Origin of the sequence: Roseivivax jejudonensis (assembly GCF_900172265.1) — a bacterium.
In the GTDB taxonomy this organism is placed as follows: domain Bacteria; phylum Pseudomonadota; class Alphaproteobacteria; order Rhodobacterales; family Rhodobacteraceae; genus Roseivivax; species Roseivivax jejudonensis.
The window spans coordinates 1-24156 of record NZ_FWFK01000011.1; the positions used below are offsets into that span (position 1 = coordinate 1).

Below are 24156 nucleotides of genomic sequence, written 5' to 3' on the forward strand. Positions count from 1 at the left end.
GCCACTTGTAAAACGTCGGCTCGCTCACGCCGTGCTTCCGACAGAGCTCCGCCGCGCTCAGCCCGGCCTGGTGCTCCTTCAGGATGCCAATGATCTGTTCTTCGCTGAACCTGCTGCGCTTCATCGTCCGTCTCCTCTGTCGAGGAACAGACTAACCTCAGAGTGGGGAGGTTTCAGGGGAGCAGGTCAGCCGCCCTCAAGCTCGGACCATCGACCGGAAGCTGACGTCCGTCAGAAGTGCGGCGAACGAGCAGCTTCCCCATTCTGTCGAAAGATCGATGCTACTGGGCGTCACTCGCACCCACCGCTGTTGACCTTGCCCGTTACCGTATGTTGTTGATCGAGCCTGAATATACTCCGTATAACGTATCGCACGCCGACCGAGCGGTGAGACGGAGGCAAGCCTTGAAGCGCATTGTTATTCTTTGCGACGGAACATGGAACAGGTCCGACAGCAAGACTCCGACAAACGTCGTGCAACTTGGGCAGGCTGTTGCGCCCGTCGCGACAGACGGGACCGTGCATGTTCCGATTTATATCCAGGGCGTCGGCACTGGCGAAGGCGTAACGCGATTGTCGCGCAAACTCGACGCAGTGCTTGGGGGTGCCTTCGGGTGGGGTCTACTGGACAATATCGCTGAGGCTTACCGCCATCTGGTCTTTCTCTACAAGCCAGGTGACGAGATCTACATCTTCGGCTTTTCTCGCGGCGCATACACGGCCCGGTCGCTCACCGGATTCATTCGTTCGACCGGGATCGTCAACCGGGACTCCCTCAACCTCATCCCCGAGGCCATTTCGCGATACAGAACGCTCGATCAGCCGAAGCGCACACATCCAAGCAGCAACGCGAGCCATGATTTCCGAGCGAGACTTTCGCCTCGCGTGGTTACGAGAGAGGTGGAAACCGATTGGAGGAGTGCCAAAGGAATGCCCGATGTTCCGCGCCTCCGGATCAACTTCCTTGGTGTTTGGGATTCCGTCGGAGCACTTGGCGTACCTGCCCATATTCCCGTCTTGGGCAATGGGCGAAACGACGCTATCGCTTTCACGACGCGGACCTTTCGAGCATGGTTGTGTCCGCACGCCACGCCGTTGCACTCGATGAACGGCGCAAATCATTCGAACCGACACATTGGACGAACATCGCCGAGCTCAATCAAGAGAGCGGGAACCCAGACCCTGAACTCTACCAGGAACGATTCTTTGCCGGCGACCATGGCTCGGTTGGGGGCGGCGGCGACATCCGGTCTCTCTCCAGCATTGCGTTGACATGGATGATCGAAGGTGCTCACGCAGCAGGCTTGCAGTTCAATTCTGAACGGGTTGCACAGATCGAAACCGAACATGATCCGAACGGCCCGCTTCGCAGCACGCGCGAAGCACCGACGGGCATCGTGAATTGGCTAACTCGTCTCTCGCCAAAGGATCGGGCAGGGCCGGGTGCGATCGACGAGCTGCACTCGGCGGTGCTGGATCGCGTAAGAGTAGATCCGAATACGTATCGTCCCGGCAGCTTGGCGAAGCTGCATGAAAAACTCGTCCTCCTGCTTTCGGACGAAAGCTCCAAAAAGGGGTCCTCCCAAACACAACGCCTAACCCTGTCCCGAGAGCATCGCGCGGTCATAGGCAGCAGCATGTTATCCGAATAAGCGACAAGGACGCGCTACATCGTCCTCCGTGATCATCTCGGGGTTGTGGCACTGAGACGCCGGAAACTCCCCCTTGGAAACAAGGCCGATTTCAGGCGTCAGGCAAAAGCGACTTTCCCGTCAGATCGCTAATTTAGATCGCATTTTCGAAGGAGAAGCTGTCGTTCGCGCTCCTTCCAGCCAAAGTCGGCAGCGAGCCCAAAGTGACCGCGTCGATTTTGGGCGTGTTCGCGATTGCAGCATGGGCGCGCCCGTCGCGGACGGCCCTCTCCGGCCATTCACGAGACTGGCCATCGCTGCGCCGCAGCTTCCCTGAACTGGCCCTTCGCGGCAACGTGCAGCGTCATCTTCCTGCCCGACGTCAGCAGTGCGGACCTTCCAGCCGTTCGCCGCTGGTGCGCGATCTCTGCTGCGTCCGCGAAGGCCACAGGTCGGAAGGGCGGGGAGCGGACCTTCTCTGCATGTGCAAAAGCACCCTTGCCAGGACGTGTAAGCGGACATTCCGCCAAGAGCACGCCGTCGGACCCGGCGTTATCTTCAAAGCGGCCGAAAAGCGGCATGACAGTCTTGCGGCATAGCAATCGCGGTAATTTTGCGAAAGTGGCCATAGATGCAGTCTGAAACGTCTAGCAACCTACTGCGTGAAGTGCATAGAACGCCAACCTGACGGCGGTGCGCTGTCCTACTGATGGCGAGGTGGCGCCTGAGGTGTTAAGGAGCGGTATGGCCAAGGAACTGAAAGAAGCCGACGAAGACATAGCTGCGCTCACGGTGCGGGTGCCGCGTGCGCTGGTAAGCAGCATCGATCATGAGCGGAGAGCTCGGGCCGTTCGTGTTCCGCACAACACTTGGATTCTGGAGGCTGTTGTCGAGAAGCTAGATCGAGAGAAGCAGGGCCCGCATAACGGTTTGGGCCAGGGAGCAGCCGATGGCGAGGAGTGATCTGCTTATCTCGCTGGTCAAGGCAGGATCAAGCGGTGACTCCCAAAGCGTGCGCGCTGCGGCCGAAGCCATTATTGCCGAAGAAAAGGCCAAAAATCATAATGTTCTGGCGGATCGCTTGACAAAGGCCTTGCATGTGAACGGCAATGGCAAGGGTCACCAAGCGCCGGCCGTGCTCGGAGTAACCCCCACCCGTCACCGGGAATTCCTGCTCGAACTGACGCCTGAAAAACGTATCGAGGATCTGGTGCTGTCGGATCTGAACCGGCGTGCCTGTACGGAACTGATCGAGGAGCAACAGCGCGCCTCGCTTCTGCGGGCGCATTCGCTTGAACCGCGGCATCGGGTGCTGCTTTCCGGGCCGCCAGGCAATGGTAAAACCTCGCTTGCCGAGGCGATCGCCGAGGCGTTAGCGCTGCCGTTTTTTCTGGTTCGCTACGAAGCGATGATCGGCAGTTATCTCGGCGAGACAGCGGCCCGGCTGAAACGGGTCTTCGACTATGCCCGTACCACTCCCTGCGTTCTGTTTTTCGATGAATTCGATGCTGTTGGCAAGGAGCGGGGGGACGAACACGAAACTGGCGAAATCAAGCGCGTCGTGACCTCGCTGCTGATGCAGATGGACGATCTGCCCAGCTATACGATCACCGTGGCGGCAACTAACCACAGCGAGCTGTTGGATCGGGCGGTCTGGCGCCGGTTCCAGCTCAGGCTGTCACTTAACGCTCCGACGCGGGCGGAATTGACCACATATTTTCAGAGGTTTGCTGACAGCATGGGTCAACCTATGGGGCGGGCCGCCGGCAGCATTGCGAAAGCGCTCGGCGCGATCAGCTATGCTGAGGCCGAGGAATTCTGCCTAGATGTACGCCGCCGACATGTTCTGGCCATGGGGGAACTACCACTGAAAAAAACCGTCGAGGAGCGGCTGAAGATGTGGGCCGCACGAACCTCGCCAATTGCCCGGGAGGATGGCTCGCATGACCGAATACCCACTTCTGCCGGTCCCGAATCCGAGGCGTGACAAGCGGCCGAAGGGTGGCAGCGGCGGTGGCAAGGTGCAGACCCCGTCGCGCGCCAAGCAGCGCGACAGGCTTGGCCCCACCTTTCAGCGACTCCGCGATGTCTTCGACGGGGATGGAGACCCGCTGAGTCTGCGCGAGGACCCTCTTGGCATCGCGCCGGAGCGGGCGCTGGTGTTCGAGGTCGCGGGCTCGATCGGCGACTTCAGCGCGGCAGTCGCCCGCATCGGTGGGCTAGATTTTCTTGCCGACGAGGAGATGATCTTCGAACCGGACGAGAACTTCGGGGTGATCGAGTCCCGCAAGGGGCGCGAGCCGGGTATCCGTGACGATAAGCCGATCGCGGGCCGCCTTTATATGGCCATGCCGGACACACAGGCCCTGCGCCATCTGTTGTCGCTCTGGCGGCGCTATGAGGCGGGAGAGGCTGCTCCGCGCGGCTTCGCGCCCTGGTTCGAGGTCTTCAAGCATCTGCATACGCTGCGGGTCTGGGGACCGGCAGATCGGATCCCCAGCGAAACGATCCAATATCTTGAAGAGGAACTGGCCGCGCAAGGCGCGAATGCCATCGTGCGCGTAGAAGTCGAGCTGTGGTTTGCCGGCACCGCAGCCCGGCGCGCGGCGGCGCAGGCGGGTTTCGCGCGCGCTGTCGCGGCGGCCGAGGGCGTGGTCGTCGATCGGGCGGAGATCGGTGAGATCGGCTACATGGCCCGCTTGGTGGATCTGCCGGCGGAGGAGGTGCAGCGTCTGATCGCGCGAGAGGAGGTCAGCCTCGCGGTCTGCGATGATGTCATGATGGTGCGACCGCAATCAACGGTGGAGTTCCCTGTCGCAGCCGATCCGCTTGACGAAGCGTTGCCTGCGCCGCATGGCCCGGAAGCAGGGCTTCCGCCAGTGGCCGCCCTGTTCGATGCCATGCCGGTGCAGAACCATGCACTGCTTGCCGGCCGCTTGGTTCTGGACGACCCCGACGATTTCGAGGCAATGAGCGCGGTCGCGGAGCGCAAGCATGGGACAGAGATGGCGTCGCTAATCCTCCATGGCGACCGCAATCTGGGAGAGGAGCCGCTGTCCCGGCCAATTTATCTCCGTCCGGTGCTTTACGCACCAGGCGGAGGCCGCAGTGAGCAGCCGCTGCGCAACCGACTGTTGCTCGACCTGATCTACCAAGCGGTCCTCCGGATGAAAACTGGCGACGCCGAGGGTGAAGCAACAGCGCCGGGCGTCTTCATTGTCAATCTCTCGTTGGGTGATCGAAACCGTCCCTTTGCTGGGCCGATGAGCCCTTGGGGCCGGCTGCTCGATTATCTTGCAGACAGGTTTGGCATCCTGTTTCTAGTAAGTGCCGGTAATGTCAGCGAACCGCTTGCGGTTCGGGACTTCGCCGGACTGATCGACTTCGAGAACGCCTCGGTCGAAGACCGCGAAGCGGCGATCCTTCGGGCTCTGGCGGAGCAGCAGGCGGTGCGCACGCTGCTATCGCCGGCGGAATCGCTAAATTCGGTAACCGTCGGCGCCTGGCACGAGGATGGCGCGCCGCCGATGAATGGCGCAGCGGTGTTCTCGCCCTTTGCTGATGGACCCGGCCCCAATATATCTTCCGCCCTTGGCCTCGGACACCGGAAGGTGGTCAAGCCGGACATCTTCATGCCGGGAGGCCGTGAACTGGTCCGGGTCGCAGCCAACGGCACAGGCGGCGTAAGCCTTCGGTTGGTGCCGCCGGGACGGCTATACGGTTTGCGTTGCGCCATGCCCGATGGGGGGGGCGACTTGACCCGGGAGGGCTTCAGCTCAGGCACCAGTGCCGCGACGGCGCTGGCAACGCGGGCCGCACATCGGATCTTCGATGCCCTCTCCGATCCAGATAACGGCAATCTTCTCGAAGGAGTCGATCCGGCTTTCTATGGGGTCATCGTTAAGGCGATGCTGGTGCATCGCGCACAATGGGGCAGCTTAGGCGGGCTGCTCGATCAGACGTGGCAGCCGCAGGGTAAGGGGAGCCATGTCGTGCGCCGGGACGGTATCGCCCGGCTGCTGGGCTATGGCCGACCGGCGGTTCACGAGTCGATGGAATGCGCCGCAAACCGGGCCACGATGATTGGCTTTGGGGAGATTCCAGCCGGCGAGCAGGCGGCCTTGTACCGTATCCCCCTGCCGCAGAGTTTGGAGCGCGTGCGCGAACCGCGCGCGCTGACGGTGTCGCTGGCGTGGTTCTCGCCGGTGAACATCCGGCATCAGGCCTATCGCCGGGCAAAGCTGGAAGTTGCACCGGACAGTCCGGATACCAAATTTGGGGTCGCGCGGGTCGCCGGTCAGCCCTCGGACAAGTCAGCTCCGCGCGGGTCGCTGTTCCATGTTCGCTATGCAGGCGAGCGTGCCGTCGCATTCGTCGATGGCAACACGTTAGCGCTCCGGGTCTTCTGCCGAGAGCAAGGCGGCGCGCTTGACCAGTCGATCCGCTACGGCCTGGCCGTCACCATCGAGGCGGGCGCGGCCATCCAGGTTTATGAAGAGGTGCGCCAAGGGCTAGGTATCCGGCCCCGGCCCTAACCACTGCGGTCTATCGGAGGAAATGCTGCGCTCGCTTTCGAACGACTGCTTCCGAGGCAAACGCCTTGCGGCATAGAACTAGGCTGATTGTCAGCTTCGGGCCTATTCCGTTGAAAAACTCGTCCTTGATCGGGGGGCATCTGGCTGATTCAATTCCTGCGAAGGGTGGGAGGATCGGCGATGATGGGACCGCGGCAGGAGGTGCAGCCGGCGTTGTTCTACGAGTTCTCGCTTGAGGATCACGTCCCGCAAGACCACTTGCTTCGATCCATCGACCGCTTTGTCGACCTGAGCAGCATCCGCGCCCATCTTGCAGATTTCTACAGCCACACTGGCCGCCCCTCGGTCGATCCCGAGTTGCTGATCCGCATGCTGCTGGTCGGCTATTGCTTCGGCATTCGGTCGGAGCGGCGGCTGTGCGAAGAGGTGCATCTGAACCTGGCATATCGCTGGTTCTGCCGCCTCGATCTGAGTGACAGGGTCCCGGATCACTCGACGTTTTCGAAGAACCGGCACGGGCGATTCCGCGACAGCGAATTGCTTCGCCACCTGTTCGAAACGACCGTTGCCCGCTGCATCGACGAAGGCCTCGTCAGCGGCCAGCGCATGGCCGTTGATGCAAGCCTCATCGAGGCGGATGCGAACAAACAAAACTCGACGCCGAAGGAAGAGTGGGATGCGGGGCAGATTGATCCCGCCGACGCATCGCGGGCCGTTCGCGAGTATCTCGACACCCTGGACGAGGTAGCGTTCGGTGCCGCCAGCGAGGTGCAGCCCAAGTTCACGTCGCATTCCGACCCCGCCAGCCAGTGGACGGCAGCCCGCAAGGGCCCGGCATTCTTCAGCTATTCCGACAATTATCTGATCGACACGGATCATGGCGTGATCGTGGATGTCGAAGCCACCAGGTCCATCCGGCAAGCCGAGGTCGGTTCGACCAAGACCATGCTGGACCGGGTGAAGGCCAGGTTCGACCTGCATCCTGAACGGCTGATCGCGGACACGGCCTACGGCACTGGGCCCATGCTGGGCTGGCTGGTCGACCGCAAGATCGCGCCGCATATTCCGGTCTTGGACAAGTCCGAGCGCACCGACGGCACCTGGAGCCGAGCGGACTTCGAGTGGGACGCCGAGAACGACCGATACACCTGCCCCGAGGGGCAAGAACTGAAGCAGTTCCGAAGGAACTATTCCGACCCGAACCGGGGGCCGACCGGACAGGGTAGAGCGAAGTACCGTGCCCTGAAACTGACCTGCCAGGCCTGCCCATCCAAAGCAAAATGCTGCCCGAACGCTGATGCCAGATCCATCACTCGTGAAGAACATGAAGACGCCCGCCAGGTCGCCCGCGAGATCGCCAAGACCGACCAATATGTGATCTCGATGAAGCTGCGGAAGAAGGTCGAGATGCTGTTTGCCCACCTCAAGCGGATCCTCGGCCTCAATCGGCTCCGATTACGCGGGCCATACGGCGCAAACGACGAATTCCTCCTCGCCGCAGCCGCCCAGAACCTCCGCAAATTGGCCAAGATCCTTCCTGCACCGCAGCAACCGCGAAAAGCCTGACACGAAAGGCGCTCGTGCCCCTTCCATGCGTCGATATTCTGCGCCAGCAAACGGGTGTTTTTCCACAGAATCGGCCGAGAGCGACAGTCGCCGCTGCCCGCAAGGCGCACGACCCACTGCGCCGCCGCATGTCGGCTCCGAGCCCAAAGTGACCGCGTCGATTTTGGGCGTGTTCGCGATTGCAGCATGGGCGCGCCCGTCGCGGACGGCCCTGACCTGCCGTTCAAGGGGCTGTCCCTCGCTGCGGTGCGGCTCCCCGGAACCGGTTATTCATGGCATCGTACAGCATGGTCTCGCAGGCCAAAGTCAGCAGTGCGGGACGGGGACGAAACCGCTCTCGCGGTAGGGGCGCCAGGGGCGAGTGTAGGGCGCTGATCGGGGCGCCGGGATTCTGTGGATGGGCGCGCCTGTCTGACGATTGGGACCTTCTCAATCCGATGACAGGAGGTTCCGATGACGGACCAGCATGTTCCCGCCCTGCGGCGACGGTTTCTCGAGGATATGCAGATCAGAGGGCTGCTGCCGAAGACGCAGACGATGTACCTGCGCGCGATGCGCGAGTTCACGCGGTTTCTGGAGCACTCACCGGATACGGCGACACCGGAGGAGCTAAGGGCCTTTCAACTCGACATGAAGGAGCGCGGCGTCGGCGCACCGACCTTCAACAACCGGCTGACGGTGCTGAGCTTTTTCTTCGCGACGACGTGTCCCCGCCCCGAGATGAAGCGGCACATGCGCTATCAGCGCGCCGCGAAGAAGATCCCGGTCGTGCTGAGCGCCGAGGAAGTGACGCGCATTCTCGAAGCCGCACCAGGGCCGGGGCTGAAATACCGGGCAGCCTTCAGCGTGGCCTATGGCGGCGGGCTGAGGGCGAGCGAAGTCACCCATCTGAAGGTCGGCGATATCGACAGCGACCGGATGCTGATCCGCGTCGACCAGGGCAAGGGCCGAAAGGACCGCCACGTGATGCTGTCGCCGAGCCTGCTTGAGCTCTTGCGCGACTATTGGCGCGAAGCCCGGCCCGCGGGCTGGCTGTTCCCCGGCCGCAGCCGGATCGATCCGATCTCGACGCGGCAGTTCAACCGCGCCTTCGGCGTCGCCTGCGACTTCGCCGAGATCAGGAAGAAGGTGTCGCCTCACACGCTCCGGCACAGCTTTGCAACACATCTGCTGGAGGGCGGGACCGATATCCGGGTGATCCAGGTGCTGCTCGGTCATGCCAAGCTGGAGACCACGACGATCTACACGAAGGTCGCCACCAAGACGATCCGGGACGTGACCAGCCCGCTCGATCTGTTGCTGCGACGGGAGGCTGGTTCCGGCTGATCCCGGTCCCGTGCCCCGTCCAAAGCTGGAGCTCGCGGATATCTTCCGCGCCCATGGTGCTGCATATCGCCGTGGCCATGACGGGCATCTGAACCTGTCTCAGTTGAAGGTGATGTCCGCCATCAAGACCTGCCGCACCGCCGCGCTCGGCGGGCATGTCGCGGTCTGCACCAAATGCGGCCACGAGCATGTCGCGTACAACTCGTGCCTTATGGGCAGATCCGGTAATGGGGAGCTGGCGCGCCGAGACGGGTATTTTTCGGCGACTTGCGGCGCATTTTTGTCTCCATAACAGAGTGGTCCCGTGTCTCCGTCGACGCGGCCATTGATGGCCGGTCACAAACGGGGACGAACATGCTGGATATCTACTTCTCGGCACCGAAGATGCTGGGGCAGTTGCGGACTGGGCCAAGCGGACCATACCTTGACGGCTTTGGCGCCGCGCTCGATCGTCAGGGTTACAGCACCTGCACGGCTGTGCGATATCTGCGGGCGGCAGCGCATCTCGGCCATGTCGTGGCGCGGGGTAGAACGATGCCGAGCGACATTGATCTGGCCGTGTTTGGCGAACATTTGCGCAGTTGCCGATGTCCTCGATCCATGGGAGGGCGGCGCAACCACCACACCATTTTCGGCGCCAGGCTCTTTCGTCGGCACCTTGTCGAAATCGGCGTTTGCCGGTCCGCTGCTCCCGCATTGCAGCCCGCCGAGCCGTCTCTGGTGACCGACTTCAAGGTGTGGCTGCACAAGCATCGCGGGGCGTCCGCTCCCACCATCAAGTCCTATGCCCGTGATGCCGCCCACCTGATGGCAGCACTCGGGGATGAGCCTGAGCGGTGGGAACCGGCGGCCATTCGCAGTTTCTTTTTGGACCGCGCGAGTCAGTGCGGCAATCGAACCGTCGAGAAGCTGACGACCAGCCTACGCGCGTTCCTGCGATACCTTGCTGTCACAGGCCGCTCCCGGGCAGGTCTCGCCGAGGTCGTCCCTAGCCATGCCCGTTGGCGACTTGCCGATCTGCCGCGATATCTGTCGACGGAGCAGGTGAACCGGCTGATCGCGGCAAGCGATGGCGAAGGCGTTTCGCGTCGACGCGATCGCGCGATCGTGCTTCTCCTGGCGCGCCTCGGGTTGAGGGCTGGCGACGTGGCACATCTCCGCCTCGACGACATCGAGTGGGAAACGGGGGCGCTGCGGGTCTCGGGCAAGTCGCGCTACGAGGTGCGTTTGCCGCTTCCGCAAGACGTCGGGGATGCGATCGCCGCCTACCTCGCCTGCCGCCCTTCGACATGCCAGAGCGATCACGTATTCCTACGCAACATCGCGCCGTTCCAACCGTTCCGGAGCGGTGATGGTGTCTCGTCGGTGGTGAAACGCCTCATGCAGCGGGCCGGCATCGTGGCGCCGGTCAAGGGTGCGCACGTCCTTCGGCACACGGCGGCGACCGAGATGCTGCGCCATGGCGTTCCACTCGAAAGGATTAGGTTGGTCCTGCGGCACAGAGGCATCGAACCCACGGCCCGCTACGCCAAGGTCGATGTCACGCTCCTGAAGCAGATTGCGCAGCCCTGGCCGGAGGTCCTGTGATGCTGAAGGCCATCGAGGCGTATCTGGCACTCCGTCGTGCCACCGGGTTCGCGATGTCGAATGCGGAATACCTGCTCAGAAGCTTTGCCGCCTTCGCTACCCAGCGCGGACAAAGGCATGTCCACACGCAGACCGCAATCGAATGGGCGGCACTGGGACCGTCTCTGGCGCAACGTGATGTCCGATTGAAAACCGTCTGCCGTTTTGTGCGTCATGTCCGGATTGAAGATGGCCGGCATGAACTGCCGCCGGCACATCACTTCGGCGCCCGCAAGACGCGACGCTTGCCGCATATCTACGCGGCAGCGGATATCGACCGCCTTATCGAGGCCGCCCTCCGGCTTCGACCCAAGGGCGGCTTGCGCTCCCAGGCCTATGCGACATTGATCGCGCTGCTCTCGGTCACCGGGTTGAGGATCTCCGAAGCTCTGAAGTTGACGATCGCCGACGTGACGCAGGACGGTCTGCTGATCCGCGAGACCAAGTTCCGGAAGACCCGCCTGGTGCCGCTGCACGACACGACAGTGGCGGGCTTGAATGGTTATCTGACGCTTCGTCGACCCTGTTCGGGGACCGATCCGCTGATCGTCGATGCGCGTGGGCTGCCGCTGCGCTACATTGCGGTCAAGGAGACCTTCGACAGGCTCGTCGTCCGGGCTGGCGTTTTGCCGACGTCGAAGCGCCGTCCACGTCTGCACGATTTGCGTCACACGTTTGCGGTTCGCGCGCTGCAAGGCATTCCGCTGGATCGCAGCCGAAGCGGCGCACATATGGTGGCGCTGGCCACCTACATGGGTCACGTCAACATCCCTGCAACCTACTGGTATCTGGAGGCCACCGCCGACCTGATGCGCGATGTCGCCGCGGCCGGTGAAGGGTTCCTCACCGAAGGGGGACAGTCATGACACCGATTGCACCCCTCATCGAAGCGTTCCTGGATCAGACTCTCGCCCGCCAGCGGGGCGTCAGTCGGCATACGCGCGACTCCTACGACCTGAGCTTCCAGTTGCTGTTCATCTTCGCGGCAAAGAGGTTGAATGTCGCGCCATCGGCACTGACGCTGGAGCAGCTCGACGCCGACCTCATCAGCGCCTTTTTGGAATATCTCGAGGACAAGCGTAAGAACGCGCCGGTGACGCGCAATGTCCGGCTGGCGGCGATCAAGTCCTTCTTCCGCTTTCTCGAATACAGCCAGCCGGCAGCTCTGGATCGTATCCGGCGCGTTCTGGCGATCCCATTCAAGAAAACGGATCAGCGTCTGGTCCCCTATCTTCTGCGGGAGGAACTGCAAGCGGTGCTCGACGCTCCGGATCCCGCCACGCGCGATGGCATCCGCGACCGGGCCATGCTGCATCTGGCGGTTTGTGCAGGTCTGCGCGTGTCCGAGCTGACGGGGTTGAAGCTCGATGACATCGACCTGTCGTCGATGAGCATTCATGTCCTGGGCAAGGGTCGGCGGGAACGGACGCTCCCCTTGTGGAAGACTACGGCCGCGGCCCTGCGTGCCTGGCTTGCCGTTCGCGGGCGGGTTCCAGCACCCGAGGTGTTCGTCAACGCCCGGGGAGAGCCGCTCAGCCGATGGGGCTTCGCCTATCTGCTCAAGCAGCATGCAGCGACTGCCGCCCGAGCACATCCCGGCCTCAACAAGAAACGCATCTCGCCTCACGTGCTCCGGCATACATGCGCAATGATCATCCTCCAGGCAACCAAGGACATCCGCAAAGTGTTGCTGTGGTTGGGGCACGCAACTCTAACGACCACCGAGATCTACACGCGGGGCGATCCGACAGAGAAGCTCGACGCAATGGAATCGATCGTTCCCCCGCATCTGCGGCGCGGCGCGTTCCAGCCGTCCGACAGGCTGATCGCGCTCCTCAAACGCCCAACATAATGGTGAGCCGGGATGACGGCGGCGGACACAATAACAAGGCGATGCCGCCGCCAGCTCCCCGTTACCGGATCTGCCCATAATGCAGGTAATGGGCGGCGCCCATTACGTACCGCAACCGGCATTGCCCGAAATGCCAAGGGGCCGCATCGCGGGACTGGATGCAGGCGCGCATCGAGGACCTTCTGCCGGTCGAATACTTCCACGTGGTCTTCACCCTGCCGGCCCGGATCGCCGACATTGCCCTCCAGAACAAGGCGGCGGTCTATGGTCTGCTGTTCAGGGCATCCGCGGAGACGCTGCTGACCATCGCCGCCGATCCCAAGCGTCTGGGCGCGCGGATCGGCATGACCAGCGTGCTGCACACGTGGGGCTCGGCGATGACCCACCATCCGCACGTCCATGTCATCGTCCCGGGCGGGGGGGCTGTCGCCGGACGGCGCCCGGTGGGTCGCCTGTTGCCCGGGGTTCTTCCTGCCTGTGAAGGTCCTGTCGCGGCTGTTTCGGCGCCTGTTCCTCGAAGGGCTGGAGGCGCTGCACCGGGCCGGCAAGCTGGCGTTCTTCGGCGATCTGTCGAAGTTGGCCGACCTCGATGCCTTCAAGGCCCATCTCGCGCCGCTGCGCAAAGCCGACTGGGTCGTCTACGCCAAGCCCCCCTTCGGCGGCCCGGAGGCGGTCTTGGCCTATCTCAGCCGATACACCCACCGCGTCGCGATCTCGAACCATCGCCTTGTCAGCGCGGACGCCGGCACCGTGGCCTTCCGGTGGAAAGACTACCGCATCAAGCGCGGCGATCGGATGAAGGTCATGCGTCTGCCCGTGGCCGAGTTCATACGCCGCTTCCTGATCCATGTCCTGCCATCGCGGTTCCACCGCATCCGCCACGCTGGCTTCCTGGCCAACGGCATCCGGCGTGACAGGATCGAGAAGATCAGGCGTCTGATCGATAAAGCTCCGGAGCCGGATCGGACGACAGAGGAGGACGGGCGCACCGCCCCGGACGAGCGCAACCTGTGCCGGGCATGCCCCAGATGCGGTGGCGCTATGCGCATCATCGAAACCTTCACCCGCGGTGAAACTCCGAAGTCCCGCGCGCCACCATGGGAGGATGCCGCATGATCCAACCGTCACACCCGGCCCTGCAATCCAGAGAAGTCGGACCCGTCAGCGCGGCCAACCGCCCAAAATCTGGGCCACAACATGCACATGACGACCAAGACAGGCATCAATCCCTGGCACCGGCGCACGCAAATCGACGGTCCTACAGTGCTCAAAGTCATGGGGCCGCAGTTCAGCGCAGCGACGGCCCGAGACCCGAGCCACAATCCCCATAGCACCGAAATCTGCCCGCGCTTTCCTCCTTGTCAGATTTGTCGCCGCTGAATGGCAAGCATCCAGCAGCCACAAACCTTAGACAAAGCAGTCGCGGGTCCAAATTCATCGTGCTATGGCTTCCCCGTTGCCAAGCCCTGACGTCAAGACCGCTACACGTCTGGAACCTGATGAGTAAAATCATGAAGAGATCCGCCTCTCGCGCCCGTTCCCTGTCAGTATGGGCAATTTCAATGCTGATTGCTCAACAGGGCATTGCCGCTGAATATACCGCGGGCGTTCGGCAGATGGTGGTTCCATCGGACGAGAGGAACACTGATCTTAAGGTGACAATCTGGTATCCGGCATCGTCAGGCGGCGAAGCTGTCATGCTGGGCGAGAACGTCTTTTTTAATGGGACGCCCGCCATGCAGGATGCACCGTTTATCGACGGAGAATTCCCTCTCGTTTTGCTGTCACATGGGGCGGGCCTTGCGGGACGCTCCGAGGCGATGAGCTGGATAGCGACCCCACTTGCCGAGAACGGATTCATCGTCGCCGCGCCCACCCATCCCGGCAATACTGGCCCCGACCGATCGGCGGCAGAAACGATGAAGCTCTGGCTACGACCCGCGGATATCTCGGATACGCTCGATGCAATCGAGGCAAGTCCGACCTTCCAACGGCATGTTGCCTCCGATCGTATCGGGGTTCTGGGCTTGTCGATGGGAGGCAATACCGCTCTGTCCCTTGCTGGCGCAAAACTCGAACCCGAGCTATTGGCGAGCTATTGCGACACCGATGAGCTCAACCCATCCCTGTGCGATTGGGTTCGCATGAGCGGCGTCGATCTCCATGCGATGGACAAGACGACCGCCGGTCGAGACAATACTGATCCCCGTGTCCGTTTCGCTATGGCAATCGATCCGGCCCCCGCGGATATATTTTCACCCGAGTCGCTCCCCGAGATTTCGATCCCTGTTTACGTCGTTAACTTGGGCTCGGCTTCTGAGATTCCAGCAAGCATTTAGGCCTCGGGGGTCGCAGCTGCAATTCAAGATTCGACCTATCAGGTGATCGAAGATGCAAGTCACTATTCGATCCTTGGAGAATGCAGACCGGGTGCAGCGGAGATAGCCATTGAAGAAGGTATCGAAGATCCGATCTGTGACGATGGAAAAGGAGTCTCTCGGTCTGCGATCCATGCCCAACTCATCGACGTTACCACGACCGTTTTTCACAGCGCACTCAGTCCAGAAGATTGATGCCTGTGAGATCCATCGGTTCCAACGCTGACCGAGGCGCAATTGCCACTTTCCAACCTGGCTGTGGCGGATCAGAGCCGTCTGAGTAACCTTGGCGCCGGATTGGTCTGGCAAAACGAATGGCGAGAAAGGGCTCGACCCGGTCATGCGGCGCTTAGGCGGGGCGCGCACGCGTCGCCCAGGTGCGCAGTCAATCTCGGCCCATACCTGCCTTTGACCGGGCACGTGTTTGCTGCGGCGCAGCTTCCCAAAACAGACATTGGCTCATTCTGGCAAACATGGCTTTGCTGTTTGATCCGATGCGTCCCGCATCATGCCCAAGCGATCGTCTCGACAAATTTTACTTTCCTTCGGGGCTTACTAGAGACACCTATTCCCGTTAGCGTCGCGGAATGACACAATGCCCCAGTTCTCCGATCCGAAACGAACGAGTATCCATCGCCGACGCTGAGATAAGTATCGATGGGTTTACGCTCATGGAAGTGCTCGGTAGCGGCGCAAACGGTACGGTTTTCAGAGCCAAGGACACCCTACTCAGGCGAGACGTCGCTATTAAGATTTGGAACCTGAATGGCTTGGAGCGCTCAAGGGACGAAATCTCAAAAATCGCCCAGTTTCAGCACCCGTTGATAGTTTCAACGTACCTGTTTGATTATGCTGGTGGCGTTCCATATGGAGTGATGGAACTGGTCGAAGGAATGACCGGCAAGAAATGGCTGGAAAAAGGTCCCGACCTTCGAGCCCGAATGCGTTTTTGGGGTCGTTACTCTGAGGCTCTTGGCATTTTGCACCGTTCCGGGACAGTTCATGGCGACCCACACTTGGGAAATGTATTACTGTCAGGCTCAGGCTGCGAGTCGATGCAAACGGGTTCTGGCACAGGCTTTGTTTTCAAGCTGGCAGATACTGGAACCAGCGTCTTTTGGGGTAACCACGATGACTTCGAGACCCGGGAAGAGAAGTTGATCGTTGAAACGGCCAGAAAGCTATTCAAACCTTTTGGACTGGGGAAGGTGTTTAAAATCCCAACGAACATTTCATATGCGCTGGCGGTTAGCCTCATCGATCGGTTCGTCGAGTATCTTTGGCGAGTGTATGAATGTGTTGATTGGGACAGGCGAAGTGAAAATGCAACCTTCATTGCAGAGCATATCATCGCAACACCCTTGTTTGATATCCATGCGGCGGTCAAACAGGTTGAAAAGTCCGGTGTCACCGACGCTGGGCGACTTTGCCGACGCGTGAACGCAAACCTTGTAAACGGAGGTATTTTGGACTTGGATCAAGATGAGTTCCGTTCTGACGCTTTGGTGGAATTTGAAGCAAAGAAAGCCGCCCTAATCACATCTTTGAAGGAACGGACACACCCGGGCTTTGGGGTTGAACATCCTGGAATGTCATCATTTCGCTTCGCTCACTGGTATTAGGATTGCAGCGGCCCAAAGCTGTCTTTGGCGAGCCGATCAGGATGCCGAGGTGCGGCCCGTCGAACTAGCCATTCGCTGCGACTGCAAAATCTCAACGCAAGCGAACTCATAGTCTGCGGAATTTGATGACTTTCGCTGCGGTTGCTCCGACTGTCGCTGTCGGCCTCTTACCGCCAATCGACACTCAATTCATCGTCGTATCTGAGGGGCATGACCATCATGACTTCCAGATTGGAGAAAAGGCGGCCCAGACGTTCGCGCGCAACGTCATACCCAAAAGTTGATTCTTCCATCATCATCTCGATTTCCGCTCTGGGTTTTTCCTCAATCAGGCCAAGCACATAAATGAAGAAGGCGTGGACATCATGGTATCGAGCGAGCACACCGGCAACATCGAATACCGCCTCTCTGTTCTTGAATAATTCGAGGATTGGATCAGCACCTCTTTCGTAGAGCGGCGTAAAACGGTCGAAGTAGACTGTTTCGATGGCGTCCTTGCCAGGATCAATGTTTCCATGGAGGTTATGATTCCGGCGATCCATAACCCGTTTGAACGCTTTGTATTCATCGCTGTTGGGATCGACCCCTGCTGAGAAGTATTTGCATTTCAAGTGCAGGTCGAAGACCCTCGTATCAATTGGTTGCCGGATATAGTGTTCATACTGTCTCGGGTTGCTCTTCAGCTCGTCCTTTCGGCTCATGAATATCACGAGATTGATGAATGCCTCAGCTAGTACTGGCGTAATCAAATCGAGTGAGAGCGATGCACCAAACACCCTGTCCGCTCGCTTCCCTATCTTCTCAACTTGTTTGGAGTAGCGCTTGATGCCTGCGTCGGACCGACGCTTTCCCGGAGTGAAGTCGGGAAGGTCTTGCTCATCTGTCAATATTTCGTGGAAACCAGCGCAGGTATCCGCGATCAACGCAAATCGGTTCGAGACAACGCTCCACTTTTCGAGTGTCGCGCCGACTGCCGCCATTTTGCTACCACAGCGGCGGAAATCGACCTTCAGCGCCTTTGCGAATTTTACCCAGTTCTTGGACGACATCCGCCTGCCAAAAACCGCGACATGGACATCGCGGTTCCCTCCCTGCAAGTAAATCCAAGCCTCACCCGCTCTTAACAGGTAGTCCCAATGGAAAAGGTTGTCGCTGTCGTGCGGTTTCTTTGCCATCGTTTGGAAACCGTAGGGTTGGCCAAAACGGGCAACAAGGTATTTGTAGACAGACAGTGGCGAGAGCTGCTTGCGAAAGACGAGCATGCTGCCACTAGGTTTCCCAGTCGTCTTTGGGCGATCCATGAAATCAAGCATCTCTCTTGGAGAGGGCTTTTCCCAATGCTCAGGTTCAAAGATCATCAGTGGTTATCGCCTCTTCATGCACATTACTCAAAACGATAGCCGACATCTGAACAGGTTGCAGCATGCTTCTATACGGGCACTGCGCAGACTTGCGGTGGCGCAGCATAGTCCCTGAGAAGCCTGCAGTCTGAATGTCGGCTTCCGTCCTGACGCTCAGATCTGTTCGCTGCCGCAGAGAAAGTCCGCAACCCGCCCTTCCTGCAAAACGCGTTTGCAGACGCAGCGAAAACTGAGCAGGTGCGGCGAGCGGCGGGAAGGTCCGCGATGCAGGCACTCCCGCGCGCCGCGTTGAAGGTACGTTTTGGGTCGGAAATACTTAGCAGCTGGGTCAGGATTGGTTGGGATTGACTCCCGAAAGAATGCAGAAATTCAGGGGCTCGAGTCGCTTTCGTGTGGCATTCGACAGCCGATCATTACAGCGAGTAAAACGCGCAATGAAAGACACAAGGTGAACGAAACCAAGTCAGTCCTATTATCGGCCCTTTGCGTCACCGACCCGCGCTCCATGACAATGGTCAATGGATCGTAGGCATGCATGCGATCGTCTCCGCGCGTTCAATCATCCGCATGACTGTTCTAAGGCTCGGCAAGCGTGCCCGTGGAGGAAGCGATGCCAAACTCTCCTCAATCGCAGATATTGCGAGGTCCGGAAGCTTTCTTCGCTCGGCTTCGCGGCGCGCGAAATCCTGCAGGTCCTCTCGCGATATATCGGAAAGCTGCAACGGCGGGCACCTGCTGAGGAGTGGTTCGGGCAATCCCTCAATACTGTTTGCTGTGAGAACCCACCCGACCCAAGACATATCAAACTGGATACGGAAATATGGACAATGCCATGTCGAGGCGGTCGATAACTCAAGCAGCGGCAATAGGGCGTCGGTGATGCTAAACCGGATTCCCTTGCTGGAATACACGTCGCCCGCCTTCTCGACCTCATCAACCACCACGATCGGACTTGCGTTCTTCTCTCGAAGAATAGTCGTCACGACCTTCCCTGGTTCGCCGTTCGCCCACCCACGCTGTGATCCGACAATTGAAAAGCTCGCCGGTTCCGATGTCGCCTCGACCATGGAAGTGGGGCGCTCGAGGTACTCTGCGAGCCGACGCGCCCAGAAGGACTTGCCGATACCGGGCGGCCCGACCAGAAGGAGTGCTGGAAAACGAAAGCCCGGCTCATCGCAACGGACCGACCGCCGCATTGCGTGCCACACGCATTCAGTGGCCGGGGCCATCCATGGCATCTCTTCGTGAAGACTAGAAGCGACAACGTCCGCCTCGTGCTCGTTCGAAATACCGCTGACTGTCAGGCCGTGCCTTAGCCCTTCCAATCGAGCTCGATCCTGATCTTTGAGATGGTCCATGCCCGTTGAGGCATGCAGCCGCTCAAGATATGCCATTGCCCGATTGGCGATGCGGATCTTCTCCCTTCTCGAGACGATCGCATGCGGCGCGAGTTTGTCGTCTTCGGAGATGCGACCAGCCGAGAATTCGGCTTCCTGTCGGGAAATACGAAGGTCTTTGAGAAAGCGTTGAAGCCGTTGCTCCACGTCGTCGAGGCGAGGAATATTCTCGTAGAAACGAACGTTGGAAAATGGGATCTTCGTCGTCTTCGGCATGGAAGTGTCCTTTCGACATACGGCGCCACGCGGTTCGAGCGCGGGCTGACCCCGCCTGTTCAGGCGGTGGACGCGGTTAATGTGAAAGGCTCCGGAACCTTGGAACAGACGATGAACACCAAGGCTTGAACGAGTCAACTCGGGCGCCGCTGCGAGCAGATCTCAGTGAGTTTGAGCGGGAATTCTCGACCAATCAAATTTTCAATATGCTGATTTTAAATGATATTTCATTGAGGAACAAACCTTTGGACTTTTGGCCTTAAGAAAATTCGGCAGGCTGTGTTAGCGCTAGCGCAGTAAAGCTGACTTTCTTCGCAAAACCGGTGTTTGGATTTCGTTCTCCAACTGCACGATGGCGACCCCGGCAGGAGTGCCAGAAAGCCCGAAAACACACGATAAATCGTTGCCAGCGGAAACAAGGACCGCGACGGCAGAACAGCTACTTACGATGGAGTGGAAAAGCGATGACCAGATGCAACGTCAGGATCGAAGACCAGCACTTTCACGAGATGCACCATGCGCTCGGCAATCCGTGGCCGGATGAGATCGCGGGCGAAACATACCGAAACTACTTCGCCACCGATGCTGACAGCGACACAGCTGATCGCATGCGAGCCTCGTCTCACTGGACAAACGGAAGTGCCAAGTTTGGCATGATTTACTTCCACGTCACTGATGAAGGAAGGCGGGCGTTGCTCAAGTTCATGCGCGATCATGTGGCCATCCCGGCCCGATACATAGTCACCTATCGCCACCACAATGGTAGCAGCGTTGTGGCCGCTAAGAACCGTTCTGCCGCACGCTACGCAGCTTATCAGCACGCGGATGTAGACTGGCCGTTCATGGAGTTTGCCGCAAACATACGGTCAATCACGCTTTACGCACCGGCACTCACCCCCGCCTAGGCCGGTGTCCCTGCAAAGGAAGAGAAGGGAAGACGATGACGGATGATCTGGTGAAGCGGCTGCGGGCCGCCTATAGCCGTTGGAGCAACCCACCATCGCCAGAGCTACCGGACGGCGCTCGCATCGTCCTTGAGGCCGCGGATCGCATCGAGCAGTTGGAGGCAGCACTGCGGGACGTAACCGAGCGGCATCAAGTGACGCATTGCCACGCCGCCGCCCGCGCCGCTCTCGCCCCACAGCGAGGTTAGAGCGCTTCCCTCACGTTCCGTCTCATCACGCGTACCAGTCCCAGAGAGCCGGCGCCCTCAGATACTCGCGCCATTCGTCGTAGGTGCGCGGCGGCGTGGGTTTGCGGAACGGAGCGCCATCCAGAATTGCACCGCTGCGCCAATCGAGATGCTGCCGGGGTCCAGCACGATGCTCGCCGCTGTTGACCGGAGACCCGTCGCCAAACTCCAGGGGCGAGCCGTCTGCCCGCTTAAGATCACCAACCCGCAGCCGGTAATCATGTGTCGCCGGATCGCCCGAGAACAGACGGGCGATGTCCGCCTCGGTCAGCCTGATTGAGTTCTGGTCGATTCCGTCGGACGCCATCGCCGAAAGGTAGGTCTGCCAGTTGGCCTCAGTGTCGATGCGATATTGCGTGCCATCGACCCGGATCGACGGAATACTTGAGCCGGCCAGTATATAGACGTTGTAATCCATATCAATCGGCCCGCTGCTCGGCAGGTCTATATTCACAAGATCGCTAATGCCGGTGACCGTTTCGCGTCGATTAATGACGATGTTATGCGACCACGTCAGACCCCCACCAACAGCAGAAAACACCGCGGCCCTTACATTATAGTCGTCAAGCCAGTGCAGATTGTTTCGGAACGCGGGCTGGCACAATGCTGAGAACAAGGCATGAGCTGCCTGCGACCCCGGAGCCAAGTGGAAAACGCAGTCCTCGACCGTATTGATCGGCGGATTTTCGGTGTTCGCTGAATAGCCTGCTGGAGCGGCAAGATAGAGTCCGTAAATACCGATCCCGAAAAACAGACCTCGTCTGATGTCACCGTAGCGGTCTGGGTTCGCGACCGTGCTGTGCGGAATTTGGACGAATCCGTCTTGACCGAAAAACTCGGTTTCTTCCCATTCTGGCGTCGCGAGCGCGCCGTTCCAGACATACCCAGTCGCAACGTTGTTCGCGATCACCACCGCATAGTCGCGATCCGAGCCGGTCACTGCATTCAGAGCGGACACACTCGTGTAAACCTGCACATCGTCGGCCGTCGCGAGGTAATCGGACACGTCCAGCTTGCCGCGAATACTAGTGCTGATCTTGCCGCCATTGTGCACAAAGGGTTGGTGCAGGGTGATATTGCGTAGGCCGGTGCCGCCGGCCGCGCCGCTGTCGTGACAATAGACCGCCTCATTGCCGCCGCGATAGTAATCCGGCCAGATCACGTGCAATCGCGTGGCCTCGGCATCTGCCAGCGGGCCGGCGTCGCGATAGACTGTGATCGGAATCGGTCCAGCGCGCGGCGTTTGAACAGCAGCGAAAGCACCGGTGTCTTCCATCGTGCCGCACCCGATGATCAGGTTGTGCTTCGGGCCCCAGGCAGCGCCGCATCGCACAAGACGGGCGTCGTCTCCGCTCACAATCGAGCCGTGCCCGTCCACTTGCCTCTGCGCGATCACACCCTCTATCGTCACGCTGTCCATAAGGAAATCGGGCGTGCTGGCGAGCTGGTCGAACGTCCCGATCCCGCCCTTGTATTTCGCGATCCGGATCGTCTTGCCGCTGAACGTGTCGCCACGCGGGCGGTAGAACAACGTCACCAGTTGATCATTTGCGCCGGCGGCGGTGTCATCGTCGCCCCGCACGCCGACGTGCAGCCTCCCTGGCTTTGCATTCGCGGCGGTCTTGTCTTCCGCGTATTCCGACGGGAAGACCCGACCCGTGGATGTTTCGACCTCGAACACGGTGAATTCCGGGTCGTTGATCATACGCACGGCGTCCTCCCATTCCCAGTCGAGTGAGTAGAGATTACCGGTTGCAGCGGACCAAGCGCCGGATGAAACAGCCTCAGAGCACTCAAAAACCGGAAGCTCGCCTTCGCCTGCACCAACGATTGAGCGCACACCGCCGGGAAACTCCAGCGTGCGGCCCTCGAACGCGCTGCCCGTCTGGATCGCAACGCCGGAATCCGCGTGCGGGCATAGGTAGGCCAGCCAGGTGTCGGACGACGCGGACAGATCATTGCCAGCGAAGCCCCGCACATACGCAGTCGCGGTATCGCCGCGCGGGTTCTCCACAAAATAGGCCGCGCCGCTCGCAGCGGCCACATCGGCAATGCTGGTCTTGCGTTCGATCTGGTTCGGACGCCCGATCGGGTCGCTTGCCGCCACGTAGGCAATTGCCCATTCCGCCTCGGGCGGTGCGGCCGTCGCGCCTCGTGTCAGCGTGATTTCGTAGACCCCTGATTGTCCGCTGACAGCCGCAAAATCACCGTTGCTCAGCGTCTCCCGCCGGATCAATCCGGCGACGGTCTGCTTTGCCACGGTCGACTTGTGGCCCCGCCCCGCATCGTCTGGGGCGTTTCCATCGAGCCAGAAACGCGACCCGGTCGCCAGACCTGCCACTCGACCGCGCTTCGTTTCATCCCGGGCACGCCGAGCACCGGAACCCTCATGGTCAAGCGAGACCCGTTGCCAAGACGTGTCGCCCAGATCGGCGCTGTTTTTCAGCAGAGCTGTCGCGGCCGTGCCGCCGACCGGCAAGTCCGCCTTCTGATGGTCGGCGGCCAATCCGATCTTGAGATCGATCTGCGTCAGTTCGCGCCCGGAAACCGACGAAAACGACCCGCTCTTTCCGTAGAGGCGCAGGCTGTCGAACCCTTTTGCCACGCCCAACACGCTCTGAACCGGCAGCGCAAAGGTCCGCGTCGTGCCGCCGCCCCTGAAGTCGAGAAGGATATCCTCAATCTCGGTCCATGCGTCCTCTTCGAAACGATTCCGCATCTGCACGGCGAACGTCCCGTGATCATTGTTGAACGCACCGGCCACCGTCACGGTGATTTCGGAGGCGATGACGCGGCTCCCGCGCGGCCATTCAATCGCGTAAATGTGCCGATCCGCCTCCGTGCCCGCGCCGTCGTTCGCGCCGGAAAAGCCGAGAACAGTCGCGTTGCTGCCGTCGATCAGATTGGCGGGTTCTGCGCTGGTCCCTTGCGCGCGCGCCGAGAGGATCTCGCGACGATCGCCTTCACCGCCAAGACCGGAATATGCTGTATCCGGAAAAATACGCGTGAGGGCGTCCTGAACATCGGATTGCAAGCTGCTCTGATCGCTGAATAGCGTCCAATTGACGTCATCCGTGCCGAGCGTCGTCACGGTGCTGCGGGCGAAGTAGGTCCGGCCGCCGTTGGTCGTGCCGCCGTCGACGTAGACCAGGGCCGCGCGCACCTCGGCTGCGGCGTTCATGTCGGTGGCGCGCGACCATGCACCCGAGGCCGAGACGTAGATCCCGTTCTCGGCTGCGTCGCTCTGATCCTTCACCAGCACCCGCGAGCCGGACGTGGTCACCCCGTCGATCGTCTGCTCGCCGGACAGGGTGATGTTGCCGGTCGTTGCCGCAGCGACCGGGCCTCCCGGCACAGGCCGCGTTCCGGTCACGGCAAGCTGTTCAACGGAGTTTACGCGATCTTCAAGTCCCGAAGCCTCGCCGCCGATAAGTGTGTTCAGATCAACCATGTC

15 protein-coding genes and 3 pseudogenes are annotated in these 24156 nt (G+C 60.4%); 14 read left to right on the plus strand and 4 right to left on the minus strand.

All coding sequences use genetic code 11. The features are described 5' to 3' along the window. Window positions 1-124: transposase (locus ROJ8625_RS20055; RefSeq protein WP_143535044.1), on the minus strand; the 124-nt coding region annotated here is incomplete at its 3' end. A gap of 206 nt (window positions 125-330) precedes the next feature. On the opposite strand from ROJ8625_RS20055, the pseudogene ROJ8625_RS20060 reads away from it, so the two are divergent. The 13 genes and pseudogenes from ROJ8625_RS20060 (at window position 331) to ROJ8625_RS20120 (ending at window position 16536) form a co-directional block, all read left to right on the plus strand. Then, window positions 331-1652, plus strand: a pseudogene (locus tag ROJ8625_RS20060) (T6SS phospholipase effector Tle1-like catalytic domain-containing protein). Between the two features lie 723 nt (window positions 1653-2375). Next, window positions 2376-2594 (plus strand): hypothetical protein, encoded by a 219-nt coding sequence (locus ROJ8625_RS20065; protein ID WP_085793716.1) that lies wholly within the window; start codon window positions 2376-2378, stop codon window positions 2592-2594. Then, window positions 2581-3618 (plus strand): AAA family ATPase, encoded by a 1038-nt coding sequence (locus ROJ8625_RS20070; protein ID WP_085793717.1) that lies wholly within the window; start codon window positions 2581-2583, stop codon window positions 3616-3618. Before ROJ8625_RS20065 ends, ROJ8625_RS20070 begins: the two co-directional genes overlap by 14 nt. Next, entirely contained in the window at window positions 3575-6166 is a 2592-nt protein-coding gene (locus tag ROJ8625_RS20075; protein ID WP_159456829.1) for a S8 family peptidase, read from the plus strand. The genes ROJ8625_RS20070 and ROJ8625_RS20075 overlap by 44 nt, the downstream gene beginning before the upstream one ends. Before the next feature lie 180 nt (window positions 6167-6346). Next, complete coding sequence (locus tag ROJ8625_RS20080; protein WP_085793719.1) at window positions 6347-7732, plus strand: transposase; 1386 nt, start codon at window positions 6347-6349, stop codon at window positions 7730-7732. Between the two features lie 453 nt (window positions 7733-8185). Next, window positions 8186-9058, plus strand: coding sequence for a tyrosine-type recombinase/integrase (locus tag ROJ8625_RS20085; protein WP_085793720.1), 873 nt, complete (start codon window positions 8186-8188; stop codon window positions 9056-9058). Between the two features lie 10 nt (window positions 9059-9068). Beyond that, window positions 9069-9266: pseudogene (locus ROJ8625_RS20795) on the plus strand (transposase zinc-binding domain-containing protein); the annotation flags it as partial. A 146-nt stretch (window positions 9267-9412) separates the two neighbouring features. After that, window positions 9413-10645, plus strand: coding sequence for a tyrosine-type recombinase/integrase (locus ROJ8625_RS21400; protein ID WP_234984329.1), 1233 nt, complete (start codon window positions 9413-9415; stop codon window positions 10643-10645). Beyond that, window positions 10645-11550 carry a tyrosine-type recombinase/integrase gene (locus ROJ8625_RS20100; protein ID WP_085793722.1) on the plus strand — a complete coding sequence of 302 codons (906 nt, stop codon included), beginning with the start codon at window positions 10645-10647 and terminating at the stop codon, window positions 11548-11550. The genes ROJ8625_RS21400 and ROJ8625_RS20100 overlap by 1 nt, the downstream gene beginning before the upstream one ends. Then, on the plus strand, window positions 11547-12536 hold the full coding sequence (locus ROJ8625_RS20105) for a tyrosine-type recombinase/integrase (RefSeq protein WP_085793723.1): 990 nt from the start codon (window positions 11547-11549) through the stop codon (window positions 12534-12536). Before ROJ8625_RS20100 ends, ROJ8625_RS20105 begins: the two co-directional genes overlap by 4 nt. Window positions 12537-12646: 110 nt before the next feature. Next, window positions 12647-13652: pseudogene (locus ROJ8625_RS20110) on the plus strand (IS91 family transposase); the annotation flags it as partial. A gap of 395 nt (window positions 13653-14047) precedes the next feature. Further along, entirely contained in the window at window positions 14048-14875 is an 828-nt protein-coding gene (locus ROJ8625_RS20115) for an alpha/beta hydrolase family protein (RefSeq protein ID WP_234984330.1), read from the plus strand. 710 nt (window positions 14876-15585) lie between these two features. Beyond that, window positions 15586-16536: a protein kinase domain-containing protein gene (locus tag ROJ8625_RS20120; RefSeq protein ID WP_159456830.1), complete on the plus strand. Its 951-nt coding sequence runs from the start codon at window positions 15586-15588 to the stop codon at window positions 16534-16536. Window positions 16537-16703: 167 nt separating this feature from the next. On the opposite strand, the gene ROJ8625_RS20125 is transcribed toward ROJ8625_RS20120, so the two are convergent. Together ROJ8625_RS20125 and ROJ8625_RS20130 are read right to left on the minus strand one after the other, a co-directional pair. Continuing rightward, window positions 16704-17894, minus strand: a complete 1191-nt coding sequence (locus tag ROJ8625_RS20125) for a hypothetical protein (protein ID WP_143535214.1) — start codon at window positions 17892-17894, stop codon at window positions 16704-16706. A gap of 518 nt (window positions 17895-18412) precedes the next feature. Further along, a complete protein-coding gene (locus ROJ8625_RS20130; protein ID WP_085793726.1) occupies window positions 18413-19510 on the minus strand; it encodes an AAA family ATPase in 1098 nt (365 codons plus the stop codon). 464 nt (window positions 19511-19974) lie between these two features. Here ROJ8625_RS20130 and ROJ8625_RS20135 point away from each other — a divergent pair, with 464 nt between their 5' ends. Continuing rightward, a complete protein-coding gene (locus ROJ8625_RS20135; RefSeq protein ID WP_085793727.1) occupies window positions 19975-20415 on the plus strand; it encodes a hypothetical protein in 441 nt (146 codons plus the stop codon). 273 nt (window positions 20416-20688) lie between these two features. Here the strand turns inward: ROJ8625_RS20135 and ROJ8625_RS20140 are convergent, their stop codons facing one another. Next, window positions 20689-24153, minus strand: a complete 3465-nt coding sequence (locus ROJ8625_RS20140; protein ID WP_085793728.1) for a hypothetical protein — start codon at window positions 24151-24153, stop codon at window positions 20689-20691. Window positions 24154-24156 lie beyond the last annotated feature (3 nt).